General features: G+C 64.1%; 6 protein-coding genes. 2 read left to right on the forward strand and 4 right to left on the reverse strand.

Annotation, left to right across the window (positions count from 1 at the left end; all coding sequences use genetic code 11):
* Positions 1–439: 439 nt before the first annotated feature.
* From RM788_RS30990 to RM788_RS31005, 4 genes are all read right to left on the reverse strand, one after another.
* Positions 440–3577 (reverse strand): type I restriction endonuclease subunit R, encoded by a 3138-nt coding sequence (locus tag RM788_RS30990; protein WP_315921641.1) that lies wholly within the window; start codon positions 3575–3577, stop codon positions 440–442.
* Positions 3577–4812 (reverse strand): restriction endonuclease subunit S, encoded by a 1236-nt coding sequence (locus tag RM788_RS30995; protein WP_315921642.1) that lies wholly within the window; start codon positions 4810–4812, stop codon positions 3577–3579. Before RM788_RS30995 ends, RM788_RS30990 begins: the two co-directional genes overlap by 1 nt.
* The gene (locus RM788_RS31000; protein ID WP_315921645.1) at positions 4809–6554 is read right to left on the reverse strand and encodes an N-6 DNA methylase; all 1746 of its coding nucleotides are present in this window, start codon (positions 6552–6554) and stop codon (positions 4809–4811) included. The genes RM788_RS30995 and RM788_RS31000 overlap by 4 nt, the downstream gene beginning before the upstream one ends.
* Before the next feature lie 314 nt (positions 6555–6868).
* Positions 6869–9403, reverse strand: a complete 2535-nt coding sequence (locus RM788_RS31005) for a GmrSD restriction endonuclease domain-containing protein (RefSeq protein WP_315921647.1) — start codon at positions 9401–9403, stop codon at positions 6869–6871.
* Between the two features lie 710 nt (positions 9404–10113).
* On the opposite strand from RM788_RS31005, the gene RM788_RS31010 reads away from it, so the two are divergent.
* Together RM788_RS31010 and RM788_RS31015 are read left to right on the forward strand one after the other, a co-directional pair.
* Positions 10114–11646 (forward strand): amino acid adenylation domain-containing protein, encoded by a 1533-nt coding sequence (locus RM788_RS31010; RefSeq protein ID WP_315921649.1) that lies wholly within the window; start codon positions 10114–10116, stop codon positions 11644–11646.
* A gap of 849 nt (positions 11647–12495) precedes the next feature.
* Entirely contained in the window at positions 12496–12801 is a 306-nt protein-coding gene (locus RM788_RS31015) for a hypothetical protein (protein ID WP_315921651.1), read from the forward strand.
* Positions 12802–13060 lie beyond the last annotated feature (259 nt).

Raw genomic sequence — 13060 nt, forward strand, 5'->3', positions numbered from 1 at the left:
CCGCAGCGGTATCTTGCTGTGTCCCGGTCGAGGCCGGGCCGGTGAGGTGTTGCTGTCGGTGACGAAGTCGGAGATCGACTACGCGCACGGGTACTTCCGTTGGGGGTTCGCATAAGGGATCAGATTGGGGATCAGGTTGGGGATCCTATTAGAACGCCACCCTCTCCGGTCCGTAAAGATGCTGGTCGGAGGCTTGTGGGGGGATCCGCTGGTATCCCAGACTCGCTTGGTCACAAGCCAGTGGATACATCGAGGCTGTGTCCGTGGCTAGTTGATGTGGCCAGCGGTCGGTGGATCTGAGCTTCAGGTGACTGGTGACCGGCCTGGCCAACACCGGCACGCATGTACTTGTCTGAGTCCGGTCGGCACTGTGGCGAACCCGCCCACGGGACAGGCTCGGCCGCACGGTCGGCTGGCCTGTCCGCTTGGGCTTCTGTTGTTAGGCTTCTGCCGGTTGGTCGATCGCCGTCTCGTAGAAGGCATCAGCGATTGCCGCGATAACGGCATTGATCGCAGGCCCGTCGCTGAAGAAGTAGTCAGCCATTGTGTTGTGGGCCCCTTGGTTATCCACAACCGCCTCATTGACTGCTGCATGAAAGTCCCGTGACTCCATGAACTGCCTCTTCGAGTTCACCCTGGTCTGCCGGACCAGATCGGGGTAGGCGAGCAGCCGCTGGACCAGTCCCTGCACGAACTCGCGGACCTGGGAATCGGTGAACGACGCTGCCCCGAAGAGGTCGTTCATCTTGTCGATGACCACTTGGAGCGCGACGTACTTCGGCTCCTTCTTCGTGCCGGTGCCTGCCGCGTTGATGCCTTTGAGCTGGCCGTCGCCGGTTAGAGAGATGTCGACCGCGCTCACCTTGTCGTGCCTCACCCCGACGAGGACCACGTCGGACAGGTCGACCTCGGCAGCCCAGGCGGTTTCGGCGATAACCTTCTCCAGCAGGCGCAGGAAGATCGAGAGCGCCTCCAGGTACGTGTCGCCGTAGTTGACGATCTGGCTCATGAAGTCGTAGAGCCGCACGAATGTGGAGACGTCTTTGCGGAACATGTCGAGGGTGGTGAGCGTGACCCTGTCGGTTTCCTCGATCGCTCTGGCGTAGCGTCGCCGGAAGTCGTGCTGCGCTGGGCTGATCGCGGCGGATAGCGCGTTGTTTCCCTTGCGGGTGAGCCACAGCGTGGCGACCTCGCGGACTTCGTCTTCGGAGTAGATATCAAGCTGCGCGAGCTTGTTGGAAAGGTGGATGACGACGTACGGGTCGGTTTCCGTCTCCAGGGCGGCGTTCGTGAAGTACGGCTCGAAGGAGGTCCTGATGTCCTCGGGCTTGTTCACGAAGTCGAGGACGAAGGTTTTGCGCTTCTGCTCCCCGCTCTCGGTGCGGTGCGTGCGGTTGAGCCGGGACAGCGTCTGCACCGCGGCGACTCCGGACAGCTTTTTATCCACGTACATCGCGGAGAGCAGCGGCTGGTCGAACCCGGTCTGGAACTTGTTGGCGACCAACATGATCGTGTAGGTCGCGCCCGCGAACGCGGCGGCCAGATCGCTGCCCGCGCCGGGGTTCATGTTCGGCTCGGTGAAGTCGTCGTCCTTGGTCGGTGTCGGTCCCCAGTCGGCGACCCACTCCTCGTCCTCGGCCATCGTCACGGCTCCGGAGAAGGCGACCAGTGTCCGGTAGTCGTAGCTGTCATCGGCGGCGGCGCGCTTGGCGATGTAGGCGTCGATGGCCTTCTTGTACTTCACGGCGGCCTTGCGCGACCCGGTCACGACCATCGCCTTGGCCTTGCCGTCCAGGAGGTCCGCGACGTTGACGTGGAAGTGCTCGACGATGATCTGCACCTTCTGGCTGATGTTCGTCGGATGCAGTTGAACCCACTTCATCAGACCCCGGCGGGCAGCGGCCTCGTCGACCTCGTAGCCGTCCTTACCGTCACCGGTCACCTTGTCGGCGATCTTCAGCGCGGTCTCGTAGGTCTGGTAGCCCTTCAGCACGTCGAGGATGTAACCCTCCTCGATCGCCTGCTTCATCGAGTAGAGGTGGAACTCGACCGGCTTGCCGTCTGGCCCCTTGCGGCCGAACAGTTCCAGCGTCTTGGCCTTCGGTGTCGCGGTGAAGGCGAGGTAGGAGATGTTCGGCGACTCGGCGCGCTCGGCCATCTCGGCGGCCAGAATCGTCTCCACATCGACCTCGCCCCCGTCTGCGATCTCCTGAATCTCATCGGTGGTCAACACCTGCTTGAGCTTCGAGGAGATCTGACCGGATTGGGAGGAGTGCGCCTCGTCGGCGATGACGGCGAACCGCTTGCCCTTGAGCCCGGAGTTGGCCCGGATCGCCTCAAGCGCGTGCGGGAACGTCTGCACTGTCACCGCGATGATCAGTTCGCCGTTCGTCAACGCCTGCGCCAGCAGATCGGACTTCGACTTCGCGCCCGCTTTGCGGACGTCTTCGGGGCTGATCGTGGCCACGATGTTGCGCTTGCCGTCGATCTGCCGGATCGCGTCCTGCAACTGCCCGTCGAGCACGGTGCGGTCCACGACCACGATGACCGAGTCGAAGACCTTCTTGTCGGCGATGTGCAGCCGCGCGAGGCGGTGGGCTGTCCAGGCGATGGTGTTCGTCTTCCCGGACCCGGCTGAGTGCTCGATCAGGTAGCGGTGACCCACACCTTCCTCGGCCACAGCGGCCACGATCTTCGTCACCGCCTCCCACTGGTGGAAACGCGGGAAGAGCATGCTCGTGCGGCGCACGGAGGTGCCGGTCGAGACGTTCCACTCCTCCTTGGTCTGCACAATCATCAGCTGGCCGATGATGCTCAGCCACGCGTGCTTCTCCCAGACCCGCTCCCACAGGTAGGCCGTGGAGGACTTCCCGTTTGCGCCGGGAGGGTTCCCACCACCGTCGTGACCGATGTTGAACGGCAGGAAGTGGGTTCTCTCCCCTTCCAGCCTGGTGGTCATCGCGGCGAGGTCGTTGGAGACGGCGAAGTGGACCAGGGCGCGGTGGCCGAAGGACAGCAGCGGTTCGGCGCGGCCGTTCGTGATCGGGCTGCGGTTCTTTTTGTACTGGCTGATCGCCTCGTCCAGGGACTGGGTGAAGTCGGTCTTCAACTCGACCGTGGCGACCGGGAGGCCGTTGACGAAGAAGACCAGGTCGAGGCTGCGCTGGTCGGCGGTGGAGAAGTGCACCTGCCGCATCACCCGCACCCGCATCGCGGCGTACTCGGCGTTGGTGGTTTCGTTCAGCGTCGTTTCGGGACGGAATTGGGCCAACTTCAGCCGTCCGCCGCCGATGTACTGCACTCCGTTGCGCAGGATGTTGAGCATGCCGCCGCCGTGCTCCAAGGGCTTGCCGAGGGCCGATACGAGCACGTCAAGGAACTTCGCCTGCGACCCTGCGGCCTTCAAGGCCTTCTCGTAGGCCGATTGCTGGGTCGCTTCTAACCAGGCGACCAAGTCCTCGGGGAACAGGGCGCGCTCGCGGTCGTAGCCGGTGTCCTTGGCCGAGTACAGCCAGCCGTGGGTGTGGAGGTGAGCACAGATCTCAGCCTCTAAGACCACCTCGTTGTGGTCAGCCATCACGCCACCTCTCGCACGTCGATCTGCCCCGCCACAGCGGCCGTGATGAGCGCCGCACGCCGCTCTTTCGACAGCTCGATGAACCGCTCAGCTTCGGTAATCAGCGTGTCCGTCTTGGAAGCATGCTGGTCGAGGTACTTAACGATCTTACGCTGCTCTTCCATAGGTGGTATGGCCACCGGAAAGTCGGCGAGAAGCGGACGGCGAAGTGATTCCATCGTTACGGTATTACTGCCGGCTAGGGCGATAGGCCGTAGGAAATTTGCCAAGTAGTAGTAGAAGTACCGGCCATCGACACCTTGGAAGTCGGTGAAGACATAGACTCGCTGATGGGCCTGGAACTTCCCGGAGAAGTAGTGGAATACTTTCCCCGTTCCACCCTGTCCGTCGCCTGGGGTCATCACGGCTTCGCCGTCAAATGCGTAGTTATCTGATCGCAAGATCTTTCGGCCGCGAACGTAAAACGGATAATCCCCATCCTCCGACGCGTTCCCCGAGTCCTCTCCTCCTGTAGTGATAGTGCAGAGATATCGCGCTGGTACTAGACGCCACGTCGATGGAATCTGCCCAAGAAAATCGGTAGATGACTGGCGAACCGAGATATCGAAGTCCAAGCCATGTAGAAGTACTGACCGGATCGCTGACTCCCTCCGCTCGCAGAGGAGGGTAATAAGGCGCTGTTGCTCCTCGATGAGGGTGTCGATGCGGGCGGTCTCGCGGTCGAGGTAGTCGACAATAGCTCGCTGCTCGTCGAGTGGCGGAACCAAAATTTTCAGCGCCGCCGCGTCCTTCTGGTAGATCGTCTGATGAGTCGAGCCCATGTTGAGCGACCTGAATTCCGCCATCATTGCCTTAAACTGGTAGTTTAAGTACTCAGGAAGCAGTTGTGGCCCGCATACCCAGTTCCAGAAGTCCTGACTAGTCGCCATAGGTTTCGGCATGATACCTGAGAAGCCAACTGAAGCGGTTCTGGAAAGGACAACTGTGCCGGATGGGAGCAAGTCGGCGGCAGAGTTGGCAAGTCCAAGTTCATTAATAGTATTAGTGGTCTCGCCTAGGTAGATCTGCCTTCCGTCCCGCAACTGCCAGACGTCGGCAAGGGTGAACCATGGAATTTCTGTGTGTTCCCAATACGCCGAAACCGATCGACTCGGTGTATGACCGGTCTTCATCTGGGCAAAGCGCCGAATGTTGCCGTGCTCCCAGTTGTTGGGGATATCTGCCAGTGAGATCACTGCTCCACCTCCCGCAGCAGATCGAGGATCTTGGCGACCTGTTTTTCTAGATCGGCGTCGATTTCGGCCAACGGGCGGGGTGAGACATACTTGTAGAAGTGGCGGGTGAAAGGGATCTCGTAGCCGGTCTTGACTTTGATCCAGTCGATCCAGGCGCCGGGCATGTGTGGCTTCACCTCGGCGTCGAAGTAGGCTTGGATGACGTCTCGTTTGCCCGCTGGACCTATGGTGGAGCCGCCGTAGGTGAAGGGTACGTTTTCGGTGTCGCGCTTCTTGGTGTCCGGCTTCGGGTAGCCCTTGCGGTCAGTGATTGGCTTGCCGTTCTCGTCCAACAGGGGGCGTTCGACAGTGATGGTCCAGTAGCCGAACTCGTCGTTGCGCAGCACCTTGGAGGTGTCGGGGTCGGCGTCGGTGAAGTCCGCGTACAGCTGGACGACCTTGGCCCGATCGGCGTCGGTGATCTCGCGGTTTTTGGCGCCCAGGCTCTTGCGAATCTTGGTCCAGAACGACGAGCCGTCAATGAGCTGGACCGTGCCCTTGCGCGCAGGGTGCTTGGTGTTGTCGAGAATCCAGATGTAGGTGGCGATGCCGGTGTTGAAGAACATGTTGGTCGGTAGCGCGACAATCGCTTCGACGAGGTCGTTCTCCAGCAGCCACTTGCGAATGTTTGACGGGCCGGACTCGGCAGCACCGTTGAACAGCGGGGAGCCGTTCATGACGATCCCGACTCGACCGCCGCCGTCCTCCGGTGGCCGCATCTTGTTGGCCAGGTGCAGCAGGAACAACATCTGACCATCGGAGGTGGCGGGGAGGCCGGGCGCGAAGCGGTTATAGATGCCTGCGGAGTCGCGCTCTTTTTGGATGGCCTTGGCGTATTGCTTCCAGTCCACACCGTAGGGCGGGTTGGACATGCAGAAGTCGAACTGGCGACCGCCGAACGCATCCTCGGTCAGCGTGTTGCCGAACTTGATGTTGGTCGCGTCGTGGCCCTTGGCGAGCAGGTCGGACTTGCAGATGGCGTACGACTGCGGGTTGTACTCCTGGCCATACAGGCTGAGCTTGGCGTCTGGGTTCTGGGCGAGCAGGTGCTCTTCGGCGAGCGACAACATACCGCCGGTGCCCGCTGTGGGGTCGTAGAGCGACCGGATAATGCCCGCCTCGGTCAGGTCGGCGTCCTTCTCGGCGAAGAGCAGGTCAACCAGCAGCCGGATCGCGTCGCGCGGGGTGTAATGGTCACCAGAGGTCTCGTTGGCGGCCTCGTTGAACTTGCGGATGATGTACTCGAACGCATCTCCCATGTCCGAGTTGGACACCACTTGGGGGTGAAGGTTGACGGCGCCGAAGGCCTTGACGACCTCGCGGAGGAGCCCTGCCTTATCCAGCGCGAGGATCTCCTTCTTGAAGTCGAAGTAGTCGAACACGTCGACGTCGGGGGAGAACTGGTCGATGTAGTCGGCGAGGTTGTCCGCTAGACCATCGGCGTCGGCCAGGAGATTGGCGAACGAGTAGCGCGAGGTGTTGTAGAACGGACGGCCGGTGACTCTGGAGACCTCAACCTTGAGCCGGTTGGGGTTGCCGAACTTGGAGGCCAGTGCACGCACGGCCGCGCGATCGGGTTCGAGGATGCAGTCGAGGCGACGCAGGATCGTGAGCGGCAGGATGACGTTTCCGTACTGGTTGGGGCGGTAGGGGCCCCGAAGCTGGTCGGCGATCGACCAGATGAAGCTACCGAGTGTGCTCACAACGATCCTTACGTAAGTCGGCTATACCGACATCATCTTGCCGGAGACTGCTATTCGTTTGGCTTGCAGGCGTGGCGTGTCTATGCGGTTATAGGTGTTGCAGGCACCTGAACACCTGGATTAGCAGCAGGCTACGAGCGGTGGGCTTGAGGATGACCAGGGTTTTGTGCGCGACTTCGAAGTGCCACGTTACGGGGACAGTTCGCCTCGGCAGGGTACGCAGAACTCATCGCTGGTGCTCGCGATGAGTTAGAAGTCCACAGGCCGAGTACCGCACCAGGCTGGTGAACGTCCGACGGCCTGCGTCTCGCACGTCACGAAAAGTCGCTGTCGATCGGCTGGCCCTTACTGGCGACTGCGTGGAACCAGCCGAGCACTTCGATGAGCTGCTCACGTACCGGCGCGTCGAGCAGAACGCCGAGCTCGAAACCCGGTCGCAGGTCGACCTTCGCCGCGGGCAGGTCGACACCGTCGATGGCGTTCAGTCGCTGCCGCAGCTCCTCGCGCTGAGCGGGGTCGTCGAAAGGCGGTCGTCTGCTGAGGTGCTGGAACACGACCTCGAACTTGCCGTTCGGGTAGATGGCCGCGGGCCAGATGTTGCCATCGGGGTGGGACTTCGCGCGGGACATGAGGAAGCACGACGTCTCCAGTTCGACGCCGTATTCGAGGTGCCCGCCGCTCCCGGTCCACGCGTCGAGCACCTCGATCACCGCCTTGGTGATGTCGTGTCCCTGCCGTTCCGCGAGCTGGTCGAGGAAGCGGTCGCGCAACGCCGGGTCTTGACCCTGGTCGGGTTCGGGCACCGGGTTCGGGACGTCGGCGTCGATGAGCACGGCGAGCCCTTCCGTGGTGACGCGTTGGGCTTTGTCCGCCCGCCCACGATGGTCGAACGTCACCCCTTCCGCTGCCAGCAGCTCTCGTGGGTCATCGGTGTGGGCCGGGTCGAGCCAGGCGAAGTTCGGCGACACCCTGCCGTTGGACTGGAGCACCCGGTGCGCGTTCGGAGCGGCGACCGTGGCGAGCCGCTGGCCGATGGCCACGGCGTGGCTGCCGATCAGCGCGGCCAAGTCGCCGTAGGTCGTCCAGGCTCCCGCGGGCAACTCCGCCAACGCCTGGTGCATCACGTCCCATGCCGTTTCCGGCGAGTCGTCTTCGTGCGCGTCGGGGCCGGGCCATTCAGCGATCACCCGCTCGGCGAGCGCGTCCGCACGGTCCTGGATCTGCGGTCGTCCCCAGCGCTCCTGCTCGGCGATCTCCTGATTCATCCGCACGCCGCTGCCGGCGAGCTTCAGGCGCTTCTTCTCGAACGGGCTGTTGCTGAGCGCGGAGTTGTAGCCGGTGAGCGTCAAGTTCCCCAGGGTGTGCAGGAGAGCCTCGTGCACCTGCTCGAACTCCTCGCCAACCTCCATGTCCTCGGCCAGGACGTCCCTCCACGCCTGGGTCGGCGTCTGGGGCAGCACGTGCTCGATCGTCAGCGTCGACAGGTCCACCGGCTCCTTGCTGCCGTAAGTCTCCTCCAGCCACCGCAGCACCAGGGTGCGCTGGTGCGGACGCCCGTTCAGGTAGAAGGGCATGGACCGGACCGCCGCCCGGATCTCACGATCGCTCGCGTAGTGCTTGCGCCCTGTCGCCAGGTAACGGCGAACGGCGCGGTCGACCGGAGCCTCGGAATCCATCTCGGTCACCATCGACAGCAGCGTCCGGTTGACGCCGGTCGTGGCGCGGCCGATGAGGACGCGACGGACGAAGTAGCTTTCGAGGTACCGCATCGCCGCCGCGATCTGCGCGGAGTCCGCTGTGCCGCTTGCCCGCCGGTCCAACAGGTGCAGCAGCACCGGGTACGCGGTTGTGGTGCCCCACGCGCTGAGCCGACCCAGGCGGTGCCGTACCTCCGGGTCCGGCTCGCGCGACGGGTCGAGAATCGTCCGCAGCAGCTGCCCGAGCCTGCTGAACCTGGCGATCTCCCGCTCGACATCCTCCTCCGAGGTCATCCCAACCAGCCGTCGTTGATGGCCGGTGTAGGTGTTGGCCTGTTTGGCACGCGGGTCGCGTTGAACCAGGTCGAGCCAGAACAGCAGCTCCAACTGGTCGCGGTCCAAGGTGTCCTGGAGGGGGAGCCACAACGATTGGTGGACGACCTCACCGCGCGCGGGCAGCCGCATGAACAGGTAGTTGCGCAGCAGGTCGGCCTGGGTCAGGCGCAGGCCGGTGTTGTTGAGCGACTCGAAGATGCGGTGCGGGTTGTCGCCCTGCTGCGCGGTGACCGAGACCAGCCCGAGGCCCGAGATCACCGCGTCCTCGATCCGCTCGATGTCGTGCGGGTCCTCAGGATCGTCCGCGGCCGCGAGTCGCGCGGAGAAGAACCGGTAGGCGGCACCGACGCGGTCGGTCCCGCCCGCCTGCGGGGTGGAGTCGAGGCAGGCGAGGTAGGCGGCGCGGTCCGCCTGCGTCAGGACGAGCTTCAACCGCTGCTGTCCCGGACGCCACTTGTTGATCAGGTACTGCTCGTCGATGCGCTCGCGGTGCTCCTTGCTCTCCGTCGCCGCCCGGTGGTCTCGGATGGCGCACAGCAGGATGGAGAGGGTGGTGAGCCGCTGCTGACCGTCGATCACCAGGAACTCCGGCACGCCGGTAGGCCCGTTGGTCGGGCTGGGGGTGAGCACCACCGAGCCGATGAAGTGGGTCAACTCGCGGTCCTTCACGCGGTCCTCGGCCAACTGGGTGATGTCCTCCCACAGCTGCTTGAGCTGGGCCGCCTCCCAGGAGTAGGTCCGCTGGTACAGCGGAATCTGGTACTGCCTCGACCCCTCCAGCAGTTCCTGAAGAGTCGTCTCGCGCGCCAGGACCACGTGCTCTCTTTTCCCTAATCAGGACTCGATGCCGAGGCGGACCGCTAGGTCGACCACCGGCTGGAACATCCGGCTCACCGAGGCAGGGCATGTGCGTTTGCCAGGGCGGAGTACACCGACCTCGGCGGCGACGGTGTCCAGGGTCATGGCTGGGTCGTTGTGCTGCGACCAGAACTCCAGGAACAAGGCGAGTACGACGAGCGCCCCGGCTCTGCCAGATCAGTGGCGGGACCTCTGCGCAGCAGTGTTTTCGCGGTATGAATGCGGACCAGTCTGGTCAGCGTGGGCATGCCGGTCGTCAGCGTGTCCACCATGCTCATCATCGGTGCTTCGACCGAGAGTGGGGAGCAACCGCCGCGCCGATCGAGACCGGGCTCGCACCACTGGGACCCGTCTACCTCGGCAGGGGTCACAGGGCTCCGCCGAATCCGAACTCAATACCGCGCACCTCGTGGTGATCGCTCATGACCACGTCTTCGTTTCACCAGAGCCAGGGAGGTGCGGCACTCGCGGTGTATCCAACAGAGGGGACAAGCACTGCCGCGGTTCGTCGACAACGCGCCCGGTAGCGCGTCGATCGGACGTCTTCCGCCTCCCCGGCAATAGGATTCAGCCGCTTGTCGATCGAGGGGCGCGCTGTGGATGCTTTGACAAGGCCGGAACTTCTTCCGGGATGCGAGGTTGCAGCTCGCGACCGGAAGCCTGATGAGGTGCTCCTGGAGTCCCTGCTCCGCTTCGCCGATGAGACGCTCGCGGACGGTGAGCGCAGCAGCAGTATCTATGCCTGCGTCGTGCAGGGTGGAGCCAGCATGGCGGCCCTGACGTTCATGCTCCGGACTCCCGGGCCTTGGGCCGAAGGCATGCGGCGCATCGCCAGTGCGACGGGCGTCGACTTCGACCACCCGGCTTACGTGCGCGGCGACCACATCCTCGGGCTTTGCCACGTGGCTGGCGCCAACGGGCTGCTGCCGGACTTGAGGCACCGGGCGGTCGACACCCTGGTGTCCTGCTTTCGTGACAACACGGGCTATGCGGAAGCCCGGCACCTGCTTCCCAAAAAGGACTGGGAATGGCTGGCTGACGCGGTTCGTGAAGGATGGGCAGTCTTGCCCGCGCGACTTCTCGTCGCTGACGAGACCATCCCGCTCAAGACTCGCACGAGAGTCGGTTTGGCTCTCACCGAGCACGAGGCTCCGGCTGGCTTTGTGCCTGACGGCCTCGCGAAGCTCGTCTCACACCCGAAAGCGGCGAGCGGCGACCGCTTCGCCATCGCGGCGGCCGTCGCACGTCGTGACCCGAGAGCGGGTGTGGAACTGCTGTGCTCTGTCGCGTCGGACCCGGTGGTCCAGACCGGACACAGGATGCAGGCCATCCGGTTGTTGGAGGAGTTCGAACCGGTCAGGGCTGAGGCGATGAGGGCGCACCAAACCCGTCTTCCGTCGAGGCGTGGAGCCCTCGACTCGCGGCGGGAAAAGGTCGATCTCACCACGCGCGAGGAAGCCGCCCGTCACGAGCGGGAGTCGCCTGAAGCAGTTGCAGGGCGGCTCGACGCCGAAATCGAAGAACTCCTCGGCGAGTTGCGAATCGACAGCGACCTCGGGGATGGTCTCGACAGCCACATCGCCGAAGCTAACCGGGAAGGGGTGGCCCAGGACGTTGCCGACATCGTCCGCGGTATCCGCAGCGAGGGGATCGATTCCTCCCTGCGCCTCCTGGAACTCCTGACCCGCATCAAGCACGGGAACGAGAGCGGGACGACGTCGGATGGTCCCGCTTCCGGCGCCCCGGAGTCGGATGTGGTCCCGCGACTCACCCAGGATGACCTGGAAGCCTACGCGCGGGAGCAGACGGAGTGGTCGTGGTCGACGTGGCGGAAGTCGATCGAGAAGCACGGCTGGGACGACGACCGGATCGGTGAAGTGCAGTGCCAGGTCGACGAGACCGCGCAGCACGTGAGCGGAATGGTCGTCCAGGAGACCGATGATCACCTGCGGACTCTGCAGAAGTGCCTGACGTGGGAGATCTGGCCTGCCTTCACGAACGCGGTGGAGGAGCGGGACTACATCGCCGCTCGGCGCCACCTGGCAACGGCCCGCCTCTTAGCCGAGGAGGTCGAACGCGCCGAAACCCTGTGGCGGCACGCGGCGGAGACGAGCTACTCCTTCGACCCGTTGTCCATGTCCTGGTCGCGGGAGTTTTGGCTGGTGCTAGAGGAGTGGAAGCACCATTTCGCCGGACGGTGATGATTCACAGGCGGAGCGGTGTGAACCGGCAGAAGCCACGTCACCCCGTGAACCGGCTCAGCATCGCGCGCAGTTCGCTCCTCCGCGGATGTGAGGGCCTGAGGTCCACGAGGAGCGCGCGAACCCTTGCCGCGGCTCCCGGCGCTTCTCCCAACGATGCCTGCAATCCGGCCGCCTCCCGGCGCAGTTCGACGACCTCGTCGTCAGTGGCACCGAGTTGCCGCTGCCGGATCTCCGGCAGCGGTTCCAGGTGTGCCAGGGCCTCCAGCGTGCCACCGCGCGCAGCGTGGCAGACCGGTCTGGAGCTGCCAGTGCAGGACGTCCGTGTCGTCGACGTCCCGCTCGGGACCAATCTCGGCGGCGAGGAGTTCGTACTGCGTGAGAGCCTGGGCGTAGTCACCGCCGAAGCAGGGTGTTCGAGCTAAAGCCGGGCGCCTCGGCGCTGGGCGCGTGAGGATCGACTGCGTCGGTGTATCCGAGGAGGTTCTTCAGCAGCCTTGCGGCCTGGGTGAACCGACCCACCATAGCCGGCCCAGTTGCCTCGTCGCGAGCTCTGGCGAAGTCCGGCGTCGAGGGAGTGCGGGCACCGGCCAGCGCGAGGTGCTGCGGCCGCGAGGGGCGAATAGGTGCCGGTGCGGGCAGGTGGGTTGGACGGTTCGTCGGACCGGACGCCCGACCGTAGCGGGCAGGAAGGGCACAGCAGCCGCTCGCACACCTCCTGCGCATCGGCCGGACGGTCTTGGGTGCCTTGGCTGGCGGACACAGGACCAGTTCCTTGATCTCGACCGCTGCACTTACTGGAGCGGGTGCTGTTCGCGATGGCTGACGAGGCTGGCGACATCGTTGGCGGTGTCGGTGACCTGGGGCAGCCTGACGAATGCCCGTGCTGCCCGCGAGTTCGACAGCCTCATGGAGATCCACGGTCTCGGCGACAACACCCCGCTCGGCGGCGCGTTGCTGGAGTTGGGACACATCAAGTTCACTGGGCTGCGCTGCGGCAGCGACCACGACGGCGCGGCGGTCACCGTCGCCGAGGCCGACAACGCGGCCGGTGGGCAGTTAGACCATGACACCCCTGACACCATCGCGGAGGTTGCCGCCTGTCTGCCCGCCTGTGACTGTGTGCGATCCCGTGTAGCTCGCTCTCCGGAATAGGCCTTCCAAGTGCTGCGTGTTCTGCGGTCGATGATGCGCGAGGACGGATGCTGTGATCCCGGTTCTGTTGGTGTCCGGGGGGTGCATCAATCGCTGGTGGTGTGCGAAGGCGGAGATTCGGTCCTGGTCAACTACTCGGCTGAGCGGATAGCTGACGACTCCAGCGTGGCACGAGCGGAGAGGACAAGTCGAACATCACGCCGTGCTTGCCATATGACACGATCTCGATCACCAGTCTCGGACCAGCTCATTCCACGAG

This window comes from Umezawaea sp. Da 62-37, from assembly GCF_032460545.1.
Lineage (GTDB): Bacteria > Actinomycetota > Actinomycetes > Mycobacteriales > Pseudonocardiaceae > Umezawaea.